This is a genomic window from Lactococcus hircilactis, from assembly GCF_009601015.1.
Classification (GTDB): domain Bacteria; phylum Bacillota; class Bacilli; order Lactobacillales; family Streptococcaceae; genus Lactococcus; species Lactococcus hircilactis.
Genome location: NZ_WITJ01000007.1, coordinates 63,278 through 86,269 on the forward strand (window position 1 = coordinate 63,278; position 22,992 = coordinate 86,269).

Below are 22,992 nucleotides of genomic sequence, written 5' to 3' on the forward strand. Positions count from 1 at the left end.
AGAAGCAATAGAAAGTGAAACAAAATGGTTTATCTTCAATCGATTCAAACAGGAATTTTGCTCTTTTTCGTTTTTTGTATTTTAGCGTTGATTCCTTACATGATTTTTCAATATCGCAAACGTGGGCGCGTCGCACCTTGGCTTTTTATCGTGAATTTTTCATTTGTGCTTTACTTGATTTGTGCGTATGCGATGACGATTTTTCCGTTGCCAGATCCCGCCGTTGTTGCAAAACTCACCACACCAATGCAAAATCTCGAACCGTTTTTATTTGTCCGCGAATTTATCAAATATAATCCATTGGTATTGCAAAATCCGCACACTTGGCTTTTAGCACTGAAAGCACCAAGTTTTCTTCAACCTGCATTTAATGTCCTTTTGACATTACCTTTTGGTGTTTATTTGTGCTATTTATTTAAAGTTCGCTTTAGAAAGGCGTTACTGCTTAGTTTTTTATTGACGTTATCCTTTGAAACCATTCAACGCACCGCACTATTAGGCCTTTATCCGCGTCCTTATCGTTTGTTTGATGTGGATGACTTAATGCTCAATACCATCGGAAGTTTGATTGGATTTGGACTTGCGAAATTAGTGGTTCGTTATTTACCAAGTTTGGATGAAAAAAGACGTGAAGTACAGGAGGTGTCGATTTCTTATATGCGACGTGCCGTCGCATTTCTGGTTGATTTTATCATGCTTGTTTTGCTGAGTTTGTGGATTAATTTTTGGGCGATTTTACTGGTGATTTTTGCACTGATTCCTTTGATTTTTGGTCGTACATTAGGTCAAGCGTTGCTCAAAATCTCAATCCAGCCAAAACACCGACTCATCATTCTTTTGAGACAATTCTTATCTGCATTAAATGCGATCCCGCTCGCTTTAATTCTTATTTTTACCAATCGTTCAGGGACGATTCCATACACGCAATTAGGAGAAAATTACCTCTTGATTTTACTCAGTGTCGGACTTTTAGCCCTGCCGTTATTGGATGTTTTCATTGGCGGCATCAATCGCAGCCGTCTGCTTTGGTACGAACGCCTCAGCAAAACACAGCTCAAAGAGCAGCCTAAAAACAAAAAATAGAACTGGACGATTCCAGTTTTTTTGTACCACCGCACTTGATTTCTTAGATTTTTAGGCTTATAATTGAAATCAATACGTACTGCGCAAGTGGTTGGAGAAGGAAAATAAAATGTGAACTTAAATTAACTTTAGATAAATGATAAAAAAATAAAACTAAAGTGAGAAATAACATGGAAAATTATACAGAGTTTAATGCAAAAACGATTGATGGTTGGAATGAAGAAGGATGGGAATGGGGAACAGTCATTACTCATGACACTTACGTGAAGGCCAAAAAGGGCGATTGGTCCATTGTTTTGACGCCCCAGACGCCAGTTCCAAAGGATTTTTTTGCACCGTTTTTGGATGATTCAGGTCATTTTTATCCGGGGACAAAAATTCTTGGATTGGCGAGTGCTGGTGGTCAACAAATGCCAGTCTTAACCGCTGCTGGTGCGGATTGTACTGTTTTGGATCTTTCAGATTCACAGCTTGAGCGTGAAAAACGTGTCGCACAACGAGAAAATTATGAAATTTCGGTGATAAAAGCAGATATGACACAACCGTTGCCTTTTGAGGCTGAAAGTTTTGATGTGATCGTTTATCCTGTATCAAATTGCTATATTGAAAATGTTCAACCTGTATGGCAAGAAGCGTATCGTGTGCTAAAAAAAGGTGGGATTTTATTATCTGGTTTAGACAATGGATTTAATTATTTATTTAATTCCTACAAAGAAAAAATGACTGTTGAAAATATTTTGCCTTATAACCCTTTGAAAAATCCAGCGCAGATGGCGCTTGCGATAAAGGAAAATGACGGGGTTCAATTCAGTCATACGTTTGGGGAGCAGATTGGTGGTCAACTTCAAGCTGGATTTGTATTAACTGCTGCATTTGAAGATTTTTTCGATGCTGACAGCAAAAAATTTCACGGATTTCCTGAATTTTGGGCCACAAAAGCAGTAAAATAAAAAGCTGTCAGTACTGACAGAAAATAAATTTTAGCTTAAAAGGAAAAAACGAAAGTTTAATACGACTGAACGAAGAAAACTGGATTATTCCAGTTTTTTTAGTCATGAAAATCAAGTCATTCTCTTTGTAAAATATGATATAATAAGACCAGTAGCGTTTAAAATCAACGAGGATGAAGTAAAAGGAGTTGAAGAAATGAAGGCCTGTATTTTCTGTCAGCAAATTAAGCTTGAGCAAATCTTGTCAGAAACGGAATATTTCAAGGTTGTTTTTGACATTAATCCAGTACAAATGGGACATTTGTTGATCATCAGTAAAAAACATGCTATGGACATGCGTGAGCTGCTTGACGAGGAGTTATTTGATTTGATCAAGTTAGAGCAACAGCTTATGAGTAAAATTTATGATATTTTTGACGTTGATGGTGTCACGATTGCACAAAATAATGGCTCAATCATGGATAAAGGCACACATTGTCATGTTCACGTCATTCCACGTTATAAAAATGATGAATTTTGGGACAATCAAAAAGTGGTGCCTCATGAAAATGATCTTTTAAAGTTAAAAGTTGCCTTGTCGTTAAAGTAAAAAAGCAGAAGATAAAGCTTCGAAAACCGAAGCAACGGAGTGAAATGTGATAGATTTAGAAGAAAAACAAGAACGTGTGCTCCTTGCGGGAGTAGAAACAGCTGAAAATGCTCAAACTTTTGAGTCATCCATGCTTGAACTTGCGGAGTTGACAAAAACGGCAGGTGGCTTGGTCATTGACCAATTTACTCAAAAAAGAGAGCGTCCAGATGGTCGGACCATGATTGGCTCAGGAAAAATTGAACAAATGCGTTGGGCGATTGAAGTGGGCGAAATTGATACGGTTATTTTTAATCGTCGCTTATCACCAAGGCAAAATGTCAATTTAGAAGAAGCTTTGGGCGTCAAAGTCATCGATCGGATGCAATTAATTTTGGATATTTTTGCCATGCGTGCGCGCTCACATGAAGGAATGCTTCAAGTGGAAGAAGCCCAGCTCAACTACCTTTTGCCGCGCTTGGTGGGACAAGGGATTATGCTGAGTCGTCAAGGTGGGGGAATCGGCTCTAAAGGACCTGGTGAAACTAAGCTTGAAACGGATCGTCGCTATATTCGCACTCGAATTGAAAACATTGATAAAGCCCTCAAAAAAGTTGAAAAAACAAGGGAAAATATCCGCCAAAAACGCTCAAAATCAGGAATTTTTCGGATTGGTTTGATTGGGTACACCAATGCCGGGAAATCCAGTATGATGAATGCTTTAGTGGGGCTTGATAAAGAACAATATGAGCAAAATGAACTTTTTGCGACTTTGGACGCTACGACAAAAGCGGTTCAATTGGTTGAAGATTTTACGGTCTCACTGACAGATACGGTCGGTTTTATCCAAAATCTGCCCACAGAGCTGATTAAAGCTTTTAAATCAACCTTAGAAGAATCTGCCAATGTTGATTTACTGATTCATGTTATTGATGCCAGCAATCCTTATCATGAAATTCATGAACAAACGGTTTTGAAAATCATGGAAGATTTGAAACTGACCAATATTCCTGTGTTGAATGTTTATAATAAAATGGATCTAGCACCAGGTGATTTCTTGCCAACTTTGTCCCCAAGTTTGCAGCTCTCAATTAAATCAGAAAATGGCGTTCAATGGTTGAAAACAGCAATTTTAGAAAAATTGCATGAGCTTTTTGATGCTTTTGAGTTGGAACTCCCTTACGAAAAAGCCTATCAGTTACCTGAATTAAAAAAGAGTGCTTTGGTGCAATCCGTCGTTGAGGGAAAAGAGGGATATCAGGTTAAAGGATTGATTGCGCCTGAGTTGAGATGGAAATTGAATGAATTTTGAAATAATCAGATACACAGATGAGTATCGGGATGATATGTTTCTTTGTTATCTCCTCGCCAAAGAAGCGCTTGGAAAACCTCATTTACGTGAGGATTTATTAGATATTAAAAGGAATTATTTTGAGCTTGGCGATGAATTTTGGCTCGCAATTTCTGAGGATAATCGTGTGGTTGGAATGGTTGGTGAACATCGAATTTCAGAGAAAGGACTTTTTTTGAAACGGCTCTTTATTAAACCTGACTACAAAAGATGTGGCATTGCAAGTCAGCTTTTAACTACGGTTGAAAATTATGCGAGAGCACAGAAAATTTCAGAAATTCACACGAGATTTCCCGAACATTATGTTGAAGCTGGAAAATTTTATCCAGCAAAAGGATTTATAAAAGTTGGTTTAGATGAAAATCAAAATCATTTAGTTAAAAAAATAGAAATGGAAAAAAATTAAATCATGGAATTAAACGGAAAACAAAAACGCTACTTGCGCAGTTTAGCAGTGACAATGAAACCGATTGTGCAGATTGGAAAAGCAGGATTATCTAACGAGATCTTGACCAGCATTCGTACAGCTTGCGATGCGCGTGAGTTGATCAAAGTTAATATTTTGCAAAACTCAGATGAAGTGGCACTTGATGTGGCAGCAGCAATTGAAGAAATGGGACTTGATGTGGTTCAAATCATTGGTCGAAATCTTGTCGTATTTAAGGTTTCTGACAAAAAAGAAAATCGCAAAATCTCTGTTGATGTGAAAGCACTCGTGAAATAAGGTGCTGTCAGTACTGACAGCGTCAAAAAGAGCTAAAAAAGGTGCTGTCAGTACTGACAAAACGGTTTTAAGCGGAACTGCAGCGGGACTTGGAAGATTAAAAAGATAAAAAGGTAAAGAAATGGCAATAGATCTCTTAACACCTTTCACAAAGGTAAAACTTGAAGAAGAAAAAACTGAAAATCGGCGAATGATTGGGCTTTTTTGGGGCAATTTTAATCCAGTGCATTTGGCACACTTGACGATTGCTGATCAAGTTCGGCAACAGCTCCACCTTGAAAAGGTCGTTTTTCTGCCTGAGCACAATACCAACGGTCATGTTGCAACAATGCTAACGGCAGCAATTGATGATATTGAAGGGCTTGAAGTTGATGAGTGCCGCCTTCATGCTGAAAAACATGGCATTTATGAGACGGTCTGTGAGTTGCAAGAAGAAAATCCTGAATGTGATTTTTATTTCATTGTTGGTGGAGATATGATTGATACAATGGCACGCTGGGAACACATTGATGAATTGCTTGAAATTGTGCAGTTTGTGGGCATTCGCAGACCGCGTTATCGCATTGGAACGTCCTATCCGATTTTGTGGGTAGATGTCCCTGCGATGGACATTTCAGGTCAACTCATTCGCGAACAGCTTGCGCACGGGATTATTCCTCATTTTTTACTTGCCCCAAAAGTACTTGATTACATCATGAAAAATAGATTGTATGTTTAAAAATCGTGTGAAGTGAAAAGGAGTGTGAAAGTGAAAATTGCTGTGATTCAAGCCAGTACTCAAATTGCAAGAAATCAGCTTTTGTTTGATGAAACAAAACGTGCAGCAAAAACAGCAGAGGTCATTAATTTTGGTGTGAATGAAGGGGAAGAAAATTTTTCTTATGTTCAAATTGCACTCTGCGTGGGTTTGCTATTGAATTCTGGTGCAGTTGATTTTGTTGTGACAGGGTGTAGTTCAGGCAATGGGATGGCTATTGCGTGTAACGCGCTTCCTCAAGTGATTTGTGGTTATTTACCGACTCCAACAGATGCGTTTTTATTTGGACGAATCAATCAGGGAAACTGTGCGAGTCTTCCTTTAGGGCTAAATTTTGGATGGGCTGGCGAAGTTAATCTAAGATTTACATTAGAAAAATTATTTGAAACTCCGATGAATACAGGCTATCCCCAAGCGTCAGCGCAGCGTAAGAAAAAAGATGCAGAAAAACTAAAAATGATGAAATCGCTTGCGTCAACAGATATTATTTCTATTTTTACAGGATTATCTGATGCGTTTGTTCGTCCCATTTTTGAAAAAAAAGAATTAATGCATTTCATTATTGAAAATGGCACACAGCGGGAATGCATCGCGTTTTTAAGAACTAAAATCGTGTGAAGTGAAAAGGAGTGTGAAAAACATGACAAGAGAAGAAATTTTACAGCAACTTCGATCGCAAGTGAAAGCTTCGCGCTACAAGCATTGTCTTGGGGTGGAGAAAGCGGCACGGGAATTGGCGGTGCGTTTTGGGTATGAAAATCCAGAAGTCGCAGCGTTAGCGGGGCTCTTACATGATTATGCAAAAGAACAACCTCAAGCAGAATATCTGCGTTTGATTGACATGTACGGACTTGATGAAGCGCTAAAAGATTGGGGCAACAATGTCTTGCACGGGCTTGTGGGGTGGTTGAAAATCAAAGAGGATTTTCCTTTTATTGCACAAGAACATCCAGAGATTTTGCAGGCGATCAAAACCCATACGGTAGGTTCAAGCACGATGAGTATGCTCGATAAAATCGTTTATGTGGCGGATTATATTGAGGAAAATCGGACGTTTGAAGGTGTTGATGAGGCAAGAAAAATCGCGCAGCGTTCACTTGATGCCGCTGTTGCATTTGAAACAGTGCGGACTGTGGAATTTTTAGCCAAAAAGCGCGTTCCCATCTATCCACAGACCATTGAAACTTACAACGCTTACGTAAATGCACTCACGGCGGTAGAAGAATGATTCGAAAAGCTAAAATGAGTAAAATGGACCAGGTTTGAGATGTGAGTTACAAAAATTGGCCCGTCACGAATAAAGCGATTGCTTGTGACGAAGAAAATATGTTAAAATAGTATGATTAAAAAGAATGGAAAGATTAAAATTTGAATTCAAAAGAATTACTTGAAGTGGTTGTTAAAGCAGCGGATGATAAAAAAGCGCTCGATATTGTGGCACTGGATATGTCTGAAGTGTCTGGATTTGCGGATTATTTTGTGATTTGTGAAGCGATGAATGGACGTCAGTTGGATGCGATTGTGGACAATGTGGATGAAGAAGCTGAAAAAGCTGGTTTTCCTTTAGGTGGACATATCGAAGGTGAAGGACGTGATGGCTGGGTGTTGCTTGATTTGGGGGATGTTGTGGTCAATGTGTTTGATCATGATTCACGCAGTCGCTACAATCTCGAAAAACTTTGGCGAGATGCACCGTTAGTTGAATTGTCACAATGGACCAACGAAGATTAAAAATGAATTCTGTCAGTACTGACAGAATTTTTCTAAGGAGTAAAAATGGCATTTTATGAAGATTTTTCAAAAGTGTATGATCAAGTGATGGATCAGTCCCTTTATGATCAGTGGCTGGCGTTTACCAATCGTCATTTAGCAAAAACAACACAGTCGATTTTTGAGTTGGCGTGTGGTTCTGGGGCTTTATCGGTTCGTTTGGCGCAGCAAGGTTATCAGATCGTGGGGCTTGATATTTCTGAGGAAATGTTGACGCTTGCCAGTCAAAAAGCTACACGTGCAGGCGTTTCAATTGATTTTGTGGCAGGTGATATGCGAGAACTTTCAGGACTTGGACCGTTTGATTGCGTGACGTGCTATTCGGATTCGATTTGTTACATGGAGGATCTAAATGAGGTCAAAAAGGTCTTTTCTGAGGTTTCGTCAGTACTGACAAAGGGAGGACAGTTCTTGTTTGATGTTCATTCGCTGCATCAAATGGATGCTATTTTTCCAGGGACGTCATATCATGAAAATGAAGAAGATTTTGCATTTTTGTGGGACAGTTTTGCAGGAGAAAGTGCGCATGCTGTGATTCATGAGTTGACTTTTTTTGTGAAAGATACAGACGGAAAATTTGTCAGAAAAGATGAAGTCCACAAAGAACGGACGTATGAGATAGAGCAGTATCTGTCAGCGCTGACAGACTTTTCAAAGGTTGAAGTGTATGCGGATTTTACGGATGATGCGCCAAATCAAGAGAGTTTGCGCTGGTTTTTTGTGTGTGTGAAATGAGAAAAAATGATAAAAATTACAGGAATTATTGCAGAATTTAATCCCTTTCACAATGGGCATAAGCACTTGCTTACTCAAGCACAAGGCCTGAAAATTGTTGTGATGAGTGGAAATTGGGTGCAACGTGGGGAGCCAGCTATTTTTGATAAATGGATCCGTGCGAAAATGGCGCTAGAAAATGGGGCAGATATCGTTGTTGAATTGCCCACGCAAATTTCAGTGCAATCTGCTGATTTTTTTGCACGAGGTGCAGTCGATATTTTAGCTGAATTAGGATGTGAGACATTGATTTTTGGATCGGAAACGACGATTGATTACAATGAAATTTCAAAAAATTATGCTCAAAATGCGCAAGAAATGGAGGCATTCATTGCTGCTCTTCCTGATGATTTTAGCTATCCAGAAAAAACGCAGCGCATGTGGCAGCACTTTTCAACGGTGACTTTTGATGGGAACACGCCCAATCATGTGCTTGGGTTGGCGTACGCCAAAGCATGCGCGAAAAAACAGATTCAACTGCAATCAATCGTGCGTTTGGGAGCGAGTCATGACAGTAAAATCCTTGCGTCAACCAGCTCCTATGCCAGTGGTTCTGCCTTGCGACGGGAAATTTTGGCTGCTGTCAGTACTGACAAACTCCAAAAATTCATGCCGTCAGCACTGGACATTCCAGACGGCGCTCTCAATGCAGTTTCTTGGGAAAATTATTTTCCACTTTTGCGTTATCGAATCGTATCAACATCAGATTTGACCTGTATTTTTCAGGTGAATGAAGAACTCTCACATCGCATAAAAAAATCAATGAACAGCGCAGAAAATTTTGAGACATTGGTTGATTTAGTCCACACCAAAAGATACACAAAAGCACGTGTAAGAAGGGTTTTGACTTATATTTTACTTGGCATTACGCCAAATTTTACCTTGCCAAAACAGATTCATGTGCTTGGATTCAATAAAAAAGGACAAGCACATTTGCGAAAAGTACGCGAAAAAATCATTGTGCGGATTGGACAAAAACCGTGGGATAAGGTCACGCAAAATGCAGATGAGATTTATCAACTCGGTCATTTAGCAGTGACAGAGCAAAATTTCGGCAGAAAACCAATTATTTTGTGAAAAGGACATCACAAGAGTTAAAAATTCAATTTCGAAGTGCTGTAAAACCATGAAATACAACGAATCAGCTGAATAAAGCAAAAAATTATGGTATAATATTCTAGTAAAAATCTCGAGCAAACGCTCTAATATTAAAGTTTAAAAGAAGAAGGTATAGACCAATGGGACGTAAATGGGCAAATATTGTTGCTAAAAAAACAAAAAACGACGGTGCAACTTCCGCTAAAAATGCAAAATTCGGTGTCGAATTATATGTTGCAGCAAAAAGAGGAGGATCAACCGATCCTGAAGCAAACAGTCAATTAAAATTCACGATTGAAAAAGCAAAACAAGCACAAGTTCCACGTCACGTCATCGAAAATGCACTTAAAAAAGCAGAAGGAAAATCAGATGAAACCTTTGTTGAAGGACGTTATGAAGGATTTGGACCAAATGGATCAATGATTGTTTGTGAAACATTGACTCCCAATGTCAACCGTACCATTGCTGATATCCGAACGATTTTCCACAAAAACGGCGGAAATATTGGTGCTGCAGGATCTGTGAGCTATATGTTTGATAATACTGGTGTGATTGTGTTTAAAGGCGACGACAGTGATCACATTTTTGAAGTACTGTTGGATGGCGAAATCGACGTTCGTGATGTTGTTTCAGAAGAAGGTTATATCACGGTTACGACAGAACCTGCAGAGCTTCACAAAGCAATTTCTGTACTCAAAGCAGATGGTATTTCTGAGTTTGAAGAAACAGATTTAGAGCTTATCGCACAATCTGAAGTGAGCTTATCAGACGAAGACCTCGCCGTTTTTGAAGGTTTGATAGATGCACTTGAAGACAACGAAGACGTACAAAAAGTCTATCACAACGTTGAAAATATGGAGTAAACAATGTAAAACAAGGACGATTCCTTGTTTTTTTCTTTCTTTTCATTTCATGCCCACCAAAAACTAAAAGTCCAGATAAAAAAATTTAATGACGCAGGCGCTTGAGATTTTGGTAGAATAATAAAATAAAGAAACAGGAGATGCCATGCCACAGTTAAAAACTAAAGTGATTCACGGTGCAGTTAGCACAGATCAAGTAACAGGATCAGTCGTGACCCCGATTTATCAGACCTCAACTTTTTTGCAAAACGGACTTGGAAGTCCAAAAGAATATGAATACACGCGCTTAGGAAATCCCACACGACACGCGCTTGAAGCACTGATAGCAGAGCTTGAAGGCGGCGTGCGTGGCTTTGCATTTGCATCTGGAATGGCGGGCATTCACGCGGTGCTTTCTCTTTTTAAGCCAGGCGATCACTTGATTTTGGCGGATGATATTTATGGAGGAACCTTTCGATTGGTCGATGAAATTCTCTCAAAATCAGGATTGACCTATGATTTGGTAGATTTTAGCGACTTGTCAGTACTGACAGAAAAATTCAAACCTGAAACCGTCGCAGTTTATTTTGAAAGTCCATCAAATCCATTACTCAAAATTCATGATATTGCACAAATTGTAGCACTCGCCAAATCACACGGAGCGCTGACAGTGGTAGATAATACATTTGCAACCCCTTATTTCCAACGCCCACTTGAACTTGGTGCAGATATTGTGCTTCATTCTGGAACAAAATACCTCGGTGGACATTCAGATGTGATTTCAGGATTAGTGACGACGAATTCTGAAAAATTGGCTGATCACATTGGTTTTTTACAAAATTCCATCGGAAGTGTGCTAGGTCCAAATGACAGCTGGCTCGTTTTGCGTGGGATAAAAACACTAGCATTGCGCATGGAAGCTCACGCAGCGAATGCAAAAAAACTTGCCCTATTTCTTGATGCCTCACCTTACGTCTCAAAAGTATATTTTCCAGGACTCAAACAAGATCCCGGACATGAGCTTGCCAAAAAACAAATGGACGGTTTTGGCGGGATGATTTCTTTTGAACTCGCAGATGAAAGCAAAGTAAAACCATTTGTCGAAAGTTTGAAATACATTTTATTAGCAGAATCTTTAGGTGGCGTTGAGAGCTTGATTGAAGTTCCGTCAGTCATGACACATGCCTCCGTCCCAAAAGCCCTCCGAGAAAAAGCAGGCATCAAAGACAGTTTGATTCGTTTATCTGTCGGAATCGAAGATGCCACAGACCTCATCGCTGATTTGAGCGCTGCATTTGAAAAAGTCAATGCTTAAAAAATCCTCACGAATTTCTGTCAGTACTGACAGAAATTTTTTCGTCAAAAAAATGATCCTCATCCTAATAAAAGGATAAGGACCATTTGGTGAAAGAAATGAATGAGACCATTATATTAAGAAATTTCCATTAAGAATTTCATTTTGGCGATGCATCAACTCATCAATTTTCATTCCCGTTGTTCCCATCATCTGATCGCACTCACGCTCAAGATAAGCATTCAAAATCCATTCCTTGTCACATGTAGGATTGACGCCCCACTTTTCACACAAGACGGCTTGATCTTCCATTGAAAGTAAATTCCAATTTTCCTCTAACCATAAGCATGTTTTTTCAAGTTTATCCTTCCAGATGTGATGCGTATCACGGTCGATTCCACCACAAGCATTGAGAAAAAAGAAGTGTGGAATAAATCCAGCAAGAAGTGCTTCTTTTTGCTCAGGATAAGCTTTTGCAAGTGCTAAATAATGCGCTTGTCCTCCAGAATTTTTAAAAACGTCACTTAATTCTGGATTAAATTTCTCAGCCTGATGAAATGCCTCATTTGAAGTCGCCCCATAACCGAGCAGATGATACACATCATTCCACATGGTCATATAACGAAGATAAGTGTCATAATTTGACAACGTCTCTTCATCAAAAGGTGCTACTGGTAAGACCAATTCCGAAAATTGAACGGGTTTAAACGTCGGGCGCTCACCTGGTGCTTGCGAATGTCCATACGACCAGATTGTACTATTGATGACTCCACTACTTTTTAAAATGATCCACCCTTGTGCGGTATCCATCACTTGAAAGGTCATCTTCCAATTTTTACTCACGCGCTTTTGATCACCAACCAAAAACTCCACATCGAATGCGTCCAGATTTTTTAACCACTCTGGCTGATGATACATTTTCTCACTCAGTAACTGAAGATAGGCCGCAGCACTCATTGTTGGCGGATTTTTCACCCAAATGATGAGCTTTTGATCCGTCTGTTCGTCGCGAAATGCCACAAATTCAGGTGCAATCTTTCCAAGGTTGATGTAATTTTGATTTTCCACAAGCGCCGTTTTTCCATTAAGCTGAAACGCACGATTCAAAAGCTCCCACTCATGATAAGACGCTTCAAATTGGGCAAATTTCTGATTGAATGTCCGATTTGCAAGTGCCACCATTTCCTTGAAATATTCTGCTTTTAAATTTAAAGACAAGTACTCTTTTACCAGACTTGCTTGAGTGACAGCAGAAATTTCCATCCCAGCCATAAATAACGCCACTTTTGCATTATAATCAATCACATGAGCATTATGCTCTTCAATCGTGAGATTGAGCAACTCTGCAATCACTTCACTTTGATTTCCATTTGCATGCTTGAGCATATCTAGCGTCATATTCAATTCATTTGATTCCATAATGGAGAGAATGGACAGTACAGATGCGAGATAACGTGTCCGTTTTCTGGCAGGCCAATTTTTTGAGATACGAATTCCTTTTTTGATTTGTTCAATCTGATCGTGGGTCATCAGATGTTCAGTTTCTATTCTTATTTGAGTCATTGAATGATCCTTTCTTTAATGAAAATCTTAAAAAATGAGAGTTAAATTATTTTTATATAATTATTTTCTCATAAAAACAGCGAGATTCAAAAAGATATGCAAAAATTAAACAGATAAAAAGTCAAACGTTCAAAAAATGATTTCATTTTTCTTCACATCTTGGTATAATCAAAGTATGAAAAAAACAGACTGGTCAGTGCCCTTACGCGAACATCTCCCTCAAAATTATTTTGAACGCATGCTTGAATTCATCAATTCCGTTTATGCTGACGGCGCAAAAATTTATCCCCCAGAAGAAAAAATTTTTCGTGCGATTGAGTTGACCTCACTTTCAGAGACAAAAGTTATCATTGTTGGACAAGATCCATATCCCCAACCTCAAAAGGCGCAAGGCTTGAGTTTTTCTTATCCAGACCAATTCAAAGTGACACGTCCAGACTCAATGTCAAACATCCAAAAAGAACTCCAAAATGAAGGATTTGATAAAAAAAGTACGGATTTGACCGCTTGGGCAAAACAAGGCGTTTTACTCTTAAATGCAGTCCTCACTGTCCCTGAATTTCAATCGAATGCGCACGCAGGAAAAATCTGGGAACCATTGACCGATAGCCTCATCACAATTGCAAGTGAAGATGATCGTCCCAAAGTTTTCTTGCTCTGGGGAGGGTTTGCGCGCAAAAAAGCAGCACTCATCGACCCCAAAAAGCACCTCATCTTAGAAGCACCTCATCCCTCACCTCTCTCTGCAACACGCGGATTTTTTGGCTGCGATCACTTTTTAAAAACCAACACCTATCTAAACTCAACCGGACAATCTCCAATTGATTGGAGCAAATAAACAAAACGCACACTTGATTTTGTGTGTGCTTTTTGTTATGATAGACAACAATTATATTTCGAAGGGCACTTGAAACAATGGAAACAAAAACAGCAGTCGATCTTGGACATTTGGCAGATTTACACATGCATATCTCCTCATCTGTCACACCAGAAATTTTGTGGGATTTGGCACATGAGCAAGGGATGAAACTTCCTGCGCGCGATTATTTTGAATTTGCGCGCTCTGTGCAAATCCAAGGTAATGTTGGCTATGACGATTATTTGAAAATGTATGATATTTTAGAAGAAATTCAGTCCACACCAGATTCGATGTTTCGCTTAGCAGAGCAAGTTCCGACGTATCTTTATCAGCATGACCAGATTGATTTGGTGGAGATTCGGATGAATCCAATGCTTCGTTCAAGAAAAGGAAAGATTGATTTAGATCATATCATTGTTTATACATTGCAGGGGCTTGAGCGTGCAAGCTTAAAATTTCCAAAACTTAAAACAGGGTTGATTTTATCAATGGATCGCCGGTTTTCTGCAGAAGTCAACAGTAAAATCGTCGAAAAAGCAATAAAATATCGTGAGCGTGGGGTAATCGGAGTCGATTTAGCGGGTCCCATTGCAAAAGATTTTAGTTTTGATGCCTTAGAAGGCATTGCAAAGCGCATCCATGCTGAAGGACTTGGCTTGACGATTCACACGGGAGAAGCAACCAATGCTGATGAGATGTGGGAAGTCGTCACAAAACTCAAACCTCATCGCATCGGACACGGAATTGCGAGTGTGCACGATGCACAATTGATGGCGTATTTATCAGAACATCAGATCATTTTGGAAACCTGCCCCAGCTCAAACCTACAAACTCAGTCCGTCAAAGATATGGATGAGATGAGAGAAAATTACAGAACGCTCCTCTCTCATCACGTCCCTTTCACCATCAATACAGATGGCCCAATCTTACAAAACACCACCTTACCCAAAGAGTATCAAATGCTTTTAGATCATAAAATTTTGACCTTTGAAGAAGCGAAAACAGCAAATGAACTCGCTCACCGCGCGACATTCATTCGCTAAAAATATCACCACAGATCCCCATCACTCAATCTGTCAAAAAAATCATGTCAGAACTTTCTGTCAGTACTGACAGAAAGTTACACTGTTGACAATGGAGTTTTTGCTTTAAAGCTGAAGTGAAATCGTACTTTGAAAAATCTGATTTGACAAAGCAATAAAGTTTTGATAGAATGGATAAGACGTGTGAAATAACACGAAATTTGAAACAGGAATGGGGTGAAATAAATGTCAAAAACTATCGTTCGTAAAAATGAATCACTTGACGACGCACTCCGTCGCTTCAAACGTTCAGTAACTAAAGCTGGTACGCTTCAAGAACTTCGCAAACGTGAACACTACGAAAAACCATCTGTAAAAGCTAAACGCAAATCAGAAGCAGCTCGTAAACGTAAAAAATTCTAATTGAAATTTTAAGCACTGACACAGTTCAGTGTTTTTTTATTACAGATAATCGTCCAGCAACTCCTAAAAGCGGGAGTTTTTTTTATTCTTTAAACAGTACTTCTTATTTTTTTGATGACTTTAAATACGCTATCGCTTTCGTTTAGTGCTATAATTTGTAATAGTCAGAATAGAAAAAATATAAAGAAGGAAAATACAGTGAAATTTCACAAAAAGTGGTTTCAACAGCAAAAATCGAGTAAAATTTTGCTGTTGAGTACAGGGATATTTTTGGGATTATTTGCTAGTGCGCTGCCATTATCGGTGAAAGCAGATGATGATTCTGCTACTTTAGCAGCAAGTGTTCAAACAAATAAGCCTGATAAAACAACTGAGAGCACTTTATCTGCCGCATCTGATTTGGCCACTCATGGAAAGACAGAAAATGCTCAAATACAAATGGTTCCCGCACCTCTTTCATCGTCACAAACAACGCTAAATACAAATCTAAGTAAGGAAAGCTCATCTTTAACTAGCTCAGCATCAAGTCCATCATCTGTCAGTTCTAGCCCAATTTCAAGCGCCAACACAACTGATCGTACAAGCGGGTTAGATTTGGCACCAAGTTCCACTAGTTCAAACGCACCAACTTTCCCTCTTGATTCAAGTCACCCTGCAGTCACGGTTGCCTCTAGTCTTTCAGCGACTGGAACAGTTACGAATCCAGCACTAACAAATGGAGAAATCTCAAGTCAAGCCAATCATCAAGACCCTTCCATCAGTTCGATATCTGCTACAGGTTCAGTCGCAAATGACATTACTGGACCTGCGACTCTTGACGATATCAATATCACGATTAAAGCAAATAACCTTGTTCCCAACAATTTTGTAACCCCAGATGGACTTCATTGGTCAGATAAGACGCAAGTCATTCCAATCAAAGGTCAAACAACAGGTCAAATTAGTGCTGCAAACTTTGGACAAACGGACGGTCCAACCATACCTGCGACCACATATACTATGAATCCCGGAGATTCTGGACGAATTATCAACATCGGCACAACGCTAGCAGGAACGAATCTGGATTTGATCTACAAAGTCATCTCAACAGATGCTTCAACTTGGCAAGGTGGGACATCAGATTGTCCGATTGGGCTTGCTTTTACTGGTGAACAAAAAATCGCCAACTCAGATGGAAATTCGATTGTTGCACTTTATTATGGTGCAAATCACGTGGATCTCAACTATCAAATCGTGGCACATGACACGGACATTCCAACTCCTGTCTTAGCTTCTTTTATTACCACTGACGTTGATGTCGCTCAGGGTGTAAAAACTAATCTTGCCAATCTATTAACTGTCATTCCAAAGACGACCAATCTTGCGACCGATTCAACTGGCGTCATTTATGATACGACTCCCTCAGATACTGATCTAAACGGTCAGGCTAGCTTGCCTTATGGCGGTTACTTAGGTGTTGGTTTTCTCTCCAACTTTGACTATGACTTCTACAGTCCATCCCCAGCGCGTAGTGGAAACTCTTATCAATACTCGCAAGGAGTACGCTATGACCTCTTTGGTTCAGCACTTCAAGCACATTTAACGACACAAGTCAGAGATGTTGTCTATCTCAACTACTATGACGCCGATGAAAACAATCAACTCATTGTGCCACAGCACCAATTTATCTGGTTCCCAAATGTTTCTTGGACGGTTCCAGCCAGCAAATTCCCACATTATGCTTATGGTCAAGAAACACAACACAGAAATGGGAACACAATCACTGTCGGCGATTATTATCATATCCAAAGTACCGTCACCTATGATTATTATGGCACAGACGGTGTCTATCTCGGACAAGAATCAACCACAGGGCTTTATGGACATGCTTATTCGGTCAATGTCCCTTACAACTTTGGTAATTACTATATCGAAGGAAGCACGACACGGTCAGGACTTTATCCCAAACATGATGAAACGCTAGATGTTTACTACAAATACGTCCCACCGATTGTGTATTACAACACGAGCAATCCTTATGCGACGACTTATTATGCCAATGGTTATGAGTATGTACCAAATTACATTGCGCCTGTGGTTTATTATGTGTCAACCTATGGATATGACGGTGATTACTCTTCTGATAGTGGAAATTCTGATGGAGATTATAACTCCGCCAATAATGTTGCACAATCTCAATCCCCTCAACAAAATAATAATAAGAATTCATCTGTTAACTCACAAAAATATAGTAGGAAATCTAATAAGACTAGGGCTACTCATGGTAGTTCTGCATTAAAAGGTATTCTTAGCACAATAGTAGGTGACATAACTTCTAAATTAGGGACATGGGGGATTATGGCTGAACGTGCAACAAGCAAAGAAATTTCTGATACAATTTTTGGAACAGTATTTGATGCTTTTTTACAATTCTCTACAAATAATCCAAGTATAGCAGCACTAAAAACAGCGGTTCATTTGGGGATAACAATTTTAGTAAATATATTAGTTGATTTATTGAGTTTTGGGGCTGCTTTTCTATTAGGCTGGGTTATTGCATATTTTTTGGATACACTAGCTGATTGGGCAATAGATAAATGGGTAAGGTGATGATGAAAAATCAAAAGAATCGAATGATTCCATTAACAACCAAAAATAAGGTTATTTATTTCATTGGAGAGCAAGACCATAAAATTTATAAAGGAGAATATCAAAATAAGTTTATTGCGACTCTTGTAACAACATCGCCAACAATCATTAGTCCTATTACTAGCCTGTCAGGGGTTTTACTCCAAAATTCGACTCGGACTTCGATATTAATTAACCTTTTAATAACAATAGCAATATTGGTTATCTCTGTTCTAGCAGGAGTGCTGGCAAATTTCCTTTCAAGTAAAATTAAATATAATTATTCCTTAACAGCCGTAAATTTAAAGCTTAAATATTCTTTACTCAAGCGTGCGCAATTTTCATATCGAGTAATTGTTATTTTAATTATAATTTGGCTAATAGTAACGCTTTTTACGGGCTATCTTTTTATCGAAAGTTCGAATTTACAATTACTAATCATATATGCTGTTGTAGTTTTTGCTATTCCGGTTTTAATTTCTGGTTTTAATATCATTAAAGATAGAAATTGTATCGCAAAAGTTGTATTGAAAGAGTTATATTTTGGAGGAAAAGAGTTTAGATGATTAAGCAATTTTCCTCATTATCAATACGGTTGGCAAAATCAAAAGACGGCTGGGAACACAATCACTGTCGGCGATTATTATCATATCCAAAGTACCGTCATCTATGATTATTATGGCACAGACGGCGTTTACCTCGGACAAGAATCAACCACAGGGCTTTATGGGCATGCTTATTCGGTCAATGTCCCTTACAACTTTGGCAATTACTATATCGAAGGAAGTACCAAACGATCGGGATTTTATCCAAAACATGATGAAACGCTAAACGTTTACTACAAATATGTTCCACCGATGGTGTATTACAACACGAGCAATCCTTATGCGACGACTTATTATGCCAATGGTTATGAGTATGTACCAAATTACATTGCGCCTGTTTATTATGCGCCAACTTATGATGATTATGGTTATGACGGAGGATATTCTTATTCTAGTGGTTATGGTTATTCGTCAGGAGGGTATAGTAATTCTAGCGGTGCTTACTATCCAAATTATGTACCACAATCTGCTTATTATTCTAAAGAAGCTCAGCTTGTAGCAGAAGAAGGTGGAAATAATTCATCAAAAGTAAATTATTCCACAGATAAAGAAGATAATTCACTTTTGAATTTTGGAGAAAGTGTTTGGTCTTCTAGTTTGGGAGAAAGCCTGAAAAATATGACACGATTTGCTCCTTGGCAAATAAGTAGTTTTGTGGACTATGGGACACAGATTGTATCGGGAGAGAATGCAAATGATGCTCTAAATAAAACGGCTGTCCATGCAGGACTGAGTGCGGTGGGAGATGTAGCAGGTGGATATGTTGCAGAAGAAATTGGAGGAATGCTTGGGACTGCTCTTGCTCCTGGAGTTGGTACAATTATTGGTATTGGAATAGGCGCGGCTCTTGGTGTTGGTTTTGATTTTATTTACGATAAAATTAAAAAAAGAAGAAGGTAGATAATGGTAGATATAGAAAAGAAAAGTTCTATTTTTGATTCTCATAAACAATTTTTATATGAAGATGTTGGGCAGAGATATTATATTGATACACAGACCTTTCAGCTTTTTTATATAAAAGATGAGATTAATAAATCTTCTTCGAATCAGAAGCAAAATTTTGCTCAATTTTCAGGGTTTCTAGCAACTGTTCTTGGAATGTTAGCACAATCAATTATTTCTTCACCAACTTATCTGGTAAAAATATCTTTAGTTTTAGGAATGGTTATTTTAACAGTTCTTATCACTTCTCTTTTATATTTTGTTGAGAGAATATTTAATTATCCAAGATTTAAAGACTTGGATAGAGGATTAAAAGCTTGGAAATATAAAGCAATTGTGTTAGCACCCGAAAAAAGGTTGAGGATACTTAGGGAAGTGAAAAAGCATATCAGGAGAGTTATATTAATCTGTTTGTTTTTCTTAATCTTAACTCCAATATTTGGAGGGCTATATGTTACAACTTCAGAACCCAGACTGTTTATTATATATGGTATTGTATTTTTTCTGTTCACTTTACTCTTTCCATATTTAATTTTGGCAATTAAAAAAGCAAGGATTGTTGATATATGGGAGAAAAAAACAAGAGAAAATGGTAATGGAAAAATCTAAAATAATTTTCCTCCGTACTGAAGATATGGTTAATTATTATATCAATATAGAAAATTATCAGTTATATACTCGTTCTTCACCTAATAGCAAATCAATTGCTGGAGTACAGCTTGTTTCATTTTCTGGAGCTATTGCGACAATCTTGGGAATTGTATCCAAAGGAAATAATTTTTTTGAAAACGTAAGAAATAATCTAATAATTCTCGTCGTTATGTGGGGAATTGTGCTGCTAGTGTCTATACTATTGTCAATCTTAATGCTAAGGGAAAGAAAAAGGCTAAATAGAAGAGAGAATTTAGTTTTAAAAAAGAAAAACATAGAGGACAAAGCTTTATTGAATAGAAGTTATAAAGCCAACTATGTATTGTCTATCGCATTTCTTGGTCCTGTCGGAATGATTGTAGGTTCTTTCTATTTTGTAAAAAATGCTAATATGTTATTCTTTGTTTGCATGGTAGTTGCAACGATGCTCAGTTCACTCACAAGTACTTTTGCTTTGAGCATTCCCAAACGTTATAAATTATTAAGAAAATTAAAAAAAACGGGAATGTTTTAAAAGATTAGTATTTCGGTATGGGCTGAAAATAGAAAAACAGTATTTGTGTATATTGGTATATGTAAAGAAAGATAGGGGGAAAGGATTCAAAGATTGATTTAAAGTATTTTTTAAATAGATGGTTCAAACGGAGAAAATGGTAATGAAAAATTCCAAAATCATATTTCTATGGATATGATTATCTTTATGACCACCGCAGAAAACGGAAGTGAGGTGTCGAAAGATGATTATCAATTTTTATACTAATGAAGAATCTTGTTACGGTTTTGAAAATAAAACACAAATGGTATTTGTGAGAAAAAATGAAGTCACTAGTGAAGGAAATCAAAAAATGGCTTGGTCAATAATTGGAGGTGGTTCCTTACTGTCACCATTTTTGATAGATTTTTCCTTATACTTGAATCATTTCTCAAATGAAATGAATATTTTATTGTGGCTATTGTTATCTTCCCTAGGGCTTTGCCTAATTGCCTTTTTAATATCTTATGTTTTTATTTTAATAACGGATAGGCAAAATGAAAACTTATTTAAAGTTAGTGGACAAAAGTGTGCCTTATCCCAGAAAGAGTGGATGAGTATTGAAAAATATGAGAGTTCAAATCGTCTAAGATTAACTATGATTTGGGGAGGTATTGTTTTATTTATGTCAATACTTTTGCCGTTGGGAAATTTCTATCTTACTCACAATGATGGGCTCATTTTTGCTCTAATACAAACTTTGATTTTTGGTGTAGCCATATGTTTTCTTTTACTTTACATAAATCGTAGAGCGACTAAGAATAGAAAAAAAGTCTTAATATTGCATAGGGGGACTTGATTAACAATATGATAAATCAAAGAAAAAGAAGAAATAGCAATACCTATAAGTTTATTTTTCCAATTTTGAAAGTTCCTAGTTCTTTTTACTATATTGAGGGAGAAACTAAAAAACTATATAAAAAAAATAAAAATCAAGAACAATTGAATGAAGATGATGAATTATATAGTCTTAATCCATTATCAATTGGAGGGGCTTCTAAGGCTTCAAATAATGTAATGTTACTAGCCCTTATTCCTTTATCTATTCCATTTTTTTCAGAGAAAGTTGTTGAAAGAGAGTTAAAGTTGCTCAATCTGTTTTTGGTTTTTGTTATAGTTTTGTGTATGCTCCTTTTTTGGTATTTAAATATTTTGTATTTTGAATATAAAACAGTAAAATCTTTTGAAAAAAATACAATGAAAAAAGTTCCTGTTGATGAAGGAGAAAAAAGAAATATGAAGAAGAATTTGTTAAGAACGCGCCTTGTTTTTCTTATTATCTCTATTTTATCTTTAGTTCTGGCAGTATATATAGGGGTTAGATTTTTCCTTTTTTCTGATATTAAGTATTTGTGGATTTTCGGATTTGTAACGTTTTTTGGTACATTCTTTATTTCTGAGTACATATCAATAAAAAGAAATTTAAAAATATTGGACAGTTGTTTTTAATGGTATGTGACTGGTTATACGACCATAGAAAGGGGAAAAAATGAAATCGATATATTCCGATAAAGTTATAGTTGATATTGGTGGAAACGTGGATAACAGATATGGCTATAACTTTAAAAACAAAGAGTTGTTTATAAAGAGTAATAAAAAAGCGACAGGTATGGGCATGCTCCCTATTTTCGTAATATCTGGTGCATTTCCAGCATCTGCAATGAATTTTGCAGAACATCATTCTATCACTATTTCTCCCATAAAATGGGTAATTTTGACGACGATTGTTTGTTTCGTTTTATCTTTTGTAGTAGCGAGAATTTTATTATTTCTTTCAGAAAACTTTTTTAATTACAGAAACTTTGAAAAATTAGAAGATCCTAAAAAAATAGAAAAACTCTATCAAATACAGGCGACTAAAGCGGGGGAAATCGTTATGATTGTTCTTGCTGTGATTTGTGCAAGTGTAGGATTTGCTATTGCTGGTTTTTATATTAACTCAGGAGATCTGGGGATTTGGTTAATTTATATTACCATTTTAATTGCTATCAATATGCTTGTATATACCTACTTGTTTTATTTCAGGAGGGCAAGAAAATTTAGAACTTTAGTGCTCATAGAATTAAAAAAAAAGGAAATTGAAAAATGAAAGAAGAGATTGACGAAAAGAAACAAGAAGAAGTGATTCAAAAAGCATATAAATATAATATCTTTCTTGGAATTTGGATTATCGCTGTATCCATCATTTTTTTGCTACAAGTTACGAAAATAATAACAGACTCATATCTAGCTTGGGGGTTTGGTTTACTTATCCTGATTTATGCGATTGTGCTTCATGTTCAGAATCATAAATTAAGAATAAAAAGTATTGCTTCAATTTTAGTTTATAGTCTCAATGTTTTGAGCGTGATTGGTGCTGTCTTGATTATTTTAGCCAATCAGGCACATAATCTTTTAGAGTTAGAGATAGGATTATTATTAGGGTTTTTGACGCTTATCATACAAGTTATAGCTGCTGTTTTTGCACTCTTGGCAGCGAGAAAATTGAAAAAACGCTATCCTGATCTCATTGAGCGTAAACGTAAAAAATTCTAATTGAAATTTCAAGCACTGACACAGTTCAGTGCTTTTTTTGAG

General features: G+C 37.5%; 26 protein-coding genes and 1 pseudogene. 26 read left to right on the plus strand and 1 reads right to left on the minus strand.

Translation table 11 applies throughout. The annotated features are described in order from the left end of the window. Positions 1 to 24 precede the first annotated feature (24 nt). From GHI93_RS06035 to GHI93_RS06100, 14 genes are all read left to right on the plus strand, one after another. Positions 25 to 1,083, plus strand: coding sequence for a VanZ family protein (locus GHI93_RS06035; RefSeq protein ID WP_153496170.1), 1,059 nt, complete (start codon positions 25 to 27; stop codon positions 1,081 to 1,083). 170 nt (positions 1,084 to 1,253) lie between these two features. After that, a complete protein-coding gene (locus GHI93_RS06040; protein ID WP_153496171.1) occupies positions 1,254 to 2,033 on the plus strand; it encodes a class I SAM-dependent methyltransferase in 780 nt (259 codons plus the stop codon). Between the two features lie 163 nt (positions 2,034 to 2,196). After that, positions 2,197 to 2,622: an HIT family protein gene (locus tag GHI93_RS06045; RefSeq protein WP_343030328.1), complete on the plus strand. Its 426-nt coding sequence runs from the start codon at positions 2,197 to 2,199 to the stop codon at positions 2,620 to 2,622. 46 nt (positions 2,623 to 2,668) lie between these two features. Further along, complete coding sequence (gene hflX, locus GHI93_RS06050) at positions 2,669 to 3,913, plus strand: GTPase HflX (RefSeq protein WP_343030324.1); 1,245 nt, start codon at positions 2,669 to 2,671, stop codon at positions 3,911 to 3,913. After that, complete coding sequence (locus tag GHI93_RS06055) at positions 3,903 to 4,358, plus strand: GNAT family N-acetyltransferase (protein ID WP_153496173.1); 456 nt, start codon at positions 3,903 to 3,905, stop codon at positions 4,356 to 4,358. The genes hflX and GHI93_RS06055 overlap by 11 nt, the downstream gene beginning before the upstream one ends. 3 nt (positions 4,359 to 4,361) lie before the next feature. Further along, positions 4,362 to 4,676 carry a YhbY family RNA-binding protein gene (locus GHI93_RS06060; RefSeq protein WP_153496174.1) on the plus strand — a complete coding sequence of 105 codons (315 nt, stop codon included), beginning with the start codon at positions 4,362 to 4,364 and terminating at the stop codon, positions 4,674 to 4,676. A 121-nt stretch (positions 4,677 to 4,797) separates the two neighbouring features. Continuing rightward, complete coding sequence (locus GHI93_RS06065; protein WP_153496175.1) at positions 4,798 to 5,394, plus strand: nicotinate-nicotinamide nucleotide adenylyltransferase; 597 nt, start codon at positions 4,798 to 4,800, stop codon at positions 5,392 to 5,394. A 30-nt stretch (positions 5,395 to 5,424) separates the two neighbouring features. Further along, a complete protein-coding gene (locus GHI93_RS06070) occupies positions 5,425 to 6,051 on the plus strand; it encodes an RpiB/LacA/LacB family sugar-phosphate isomerase (protein ID WP_343030325.1) in 627 nt (208 codons plus the stop codon). A 22-nt stretch (positions 6,052 to 6,073) separates the two neighbouring features. Beyond that, the gene (gene yqeK, locus GHI93_RS06075; RefSeq protein ID WP_153496176.1) at positions 6,074 to 6,661 is read left to right on the plus strand and encodes a bis(5'-nucleosyl)-tetraphosphatase (symmetrical) YqeK; all 588 of its coding nucleotides are present in this window, start codon (positions 6,074 to 6,076) and stop codon (positions 6,659 to 6,661) included. 140 nt (positions 6,662 to 6,801) lie between these two features. Beyond that, complete coding sequence (rsfS, locus tag GHI93_RS06080) at positions 6,802 to 7,164, plus strand: ribosome silencing factor (protein ID WP_153496177.1); 363 nt, start codon at positions 6,802 to 6,804, stop codon at positions 7,162 to 7,164. 45 nt (positions 7,165 to 7,209) lie between these two features. After that, on the plus strand, positions 7,210 to 7,938 hold the full coding sequence (locus GHI93_RS06085) for a class I SAM-dependent DNA methyltransferase (RefSeq protein WP_153496178.1): 729 nt from the start codon (positions 7,210 to 7,212) through the stop codon (positions 7,936 to 7,938). A gap of 9 nt (positions 7,939 to 7,947) precedes the next feature. Continuing rightward, the gene (locus GHI93_RS06090) at positions 7,948 to 9,054 is read left to right on the plus strand and encodes a nucleotidyltransferase (protein ID WP_343030329.1); all 1,107 of its coding nucleotides are present in this window, start codon (positions 7,948 to 7,950) and stop codon (positions 9,052 to 9,054) included. A gap of 161 nt (positions 9,055 to 9,215) precedes the next feature. Continuing rightward, positions 9,216 to 9,938 carry a YebC/PmpR family DNA-binding transcriptional regulator gene (locus GHI93_RS06095; protein WP_153496180.1) on the plus strand — a complete coding sequence of 241 codons (723 nt, stop codon included), beginning with the start codon at positions 9,216 to 9,218 and terminating at the stop codon, positions 9,936 to 9,938. A 145-nt stretch (positions 9,939 to 10,083) separates the two neighbouring features. After that, positions 10,084 to 11,232 (plus strand): cystathionine gamma-synthase, encoded by a 1,149-nt coding sequence (locus tag GHI93_RS06100; RefSeq protein WP_153496181.1) that lies wholly within the window; start codon positions 10,084 to 10,086, stop codon positions 11,230 to 11,232. 111 nt (positions 11,233 to 11,343) lie between these two features. Here GHI93_RS06100 and GHI93_RS06105 read toward each other — a convergent pair whose 3' ends face one another. Next, entirely contained in the window at positions 11,344 to 12,774 is a 1,431-nt protein-coding gene (locus tag GHI93_RS06105) for a hypothetical protein (protein ID WP_153496182.1), read from the minus strand. A 175-nt stretch (positions 12,775 to 12,949) separates the two neighbouring features. Between GHI93_RS06105 and GHI93_RS06110 the strand changes: the two genes are divergently transcribed. From GHI93_RS06110 to GHI93_RS06165, 12 genes and pseudogenes are all read left to right on the plus strand, one after another. Next, positions 12,950 to 13,612: a uracil-DNA glycosylase gene (locus GHI93_RS06110; protein WP_153496183.1), complete on the plus strand. Its 663-nt coding sequence runs from the start codon at positions 12,950 to 12,952 to the stop codon at positions 13,610 to 13,612. Between the two features lie 77 nt (positions 13,613 to 13,689). After that, positions 13,690 to 14,676 (plus strand): adenosine deaminase family protein, encoded by a 987-nt coding sequence (locus GHI93_RS06115; RefSeq protein ID WP_153496184.1) that lies wholly within the window; start codon positions 13,690 to 13,692, stop codon positions 14,674 to 14,676. A gap of 225 nt (positions 14,677 to 14,901) precedes the next feature. Then, entirely contained in the window at positions 14,902 to 15,078 is a 177-nt protein-coding gene (gene rpsU / locus GHI93_RS06120) for a 30S ribosomal protein S21 (protein WP_003134539.1), read from the plus strand. A 198-nt stretch (positions 15,079 to 15,276) separates the two neighbouring features. After that, entirely contained in the window at positions 15,277 to 17,667 is a 2,391-nt protein-coding gene (locus tag GHI93_RS06125; RefSeq protein ID WP_343030326.1) for a cell wall anchor protein, read from the plus strand. After that, the gene (locus GHI93_RS06130; protein ID WP_153496185.1) at positions 17,667 to 18,251 is read left to right on the plus strand and encodes a hypothetical protein; all 585 of its coding nucleotides are present in this window, start codon (positions 17,667 to 17,669) and stop codon (positions 18,249 to 18,251) included. The genes GHI93_RS06125 and GHI93_RS06130 overlap by 1 nt, the downstream gene beginning before the upstream one ends. Before the next feature lie 3 nt (positions 18,252 to 18,254). Further along, positions 18,255 to 19,190: pseudogene (locus GHI93_RS06135) on the plus strand (cell wall anchor protein); the annotation flags it as partial. Between the two features lie 3 nt (positions 19,191 to 19,193). Beyond that, positions 19,194 to 19,841, plus strand: a complete 648-nt coding sequence (locus tag GHI93_RS06140) for a hypothetical protein (RefSeq protein WP_153496186.1) — start codon at positions 19,194 to 19,196, stop codon at positions 19,839 to 19,841. Next, entirely contained in the window at positions 19,828 to 20,397 is a 570-nt protein-coding gene (locus GHI93_RS06145; protein ID WP_170272404.1) for a hypothetical protein, read from the plus strand. Before GHI93_RS06140 ends, GHI93_RS06145 begins: the two co-directional genes overlap by 14 nt. A 223-nt stretch (positions 20,398 to 20,620) precedes the next feature. Continuing rightward, positions 20,621 to 21,214: a hypothetical protein gene (locus GHI93_RS06150; protein WP_153496188.1), complete on the plus strand. Its 594-nt coding sequence runs from the start codon at positions 20,621 to 20,623 to the stop codon at positions 21,212 to 21,214. A gap of 8 nt (positions 21,215 to 21,222) precedes the next feature. Further along, the gene (locus tag GHI93_RS06155; protein WP_153496189.1) at positions 21,223 to 21,864 is read left to right on the plus strand and encodes a hypothetical protein; all 642 of its coding nucleotides are present in this window, start codon (positions 21,223 to 21,225) and stop codon (positions 21,862 to 21,864) included. Between the two features lie 40 nt (positions 21,865 to 21,904). Next, a complete protein-coding gene (locus tag GHI93_RS06160; RefSeq protein ID WP_153496190.1) occupies positions 21,905 to 22,504 on the plus strand; it encodes a hypothetical protein in 600 nt (199 codons plus the stop codon). Next, positions 22,501 to 22,950 carry a hypothetical protein gene (locus GHI93_RS06165; protein ID WP_153496191.1) on the plus strand — a complete coding sequence of 150 codons (450 nt, stop codon included), beginning with the start codon at positions 22,501 to 22,503 and terminating at the stop codon, positions 22,948 to 22,950. The genes GHI93_RS06160 and GHI93_RS06165 overlap by 4 nt, the downstream gene beginning before the upstream one ends. The last annotated feature ends 42 nt before the right edge of the window (positions 22,951 to 22,992 follow it).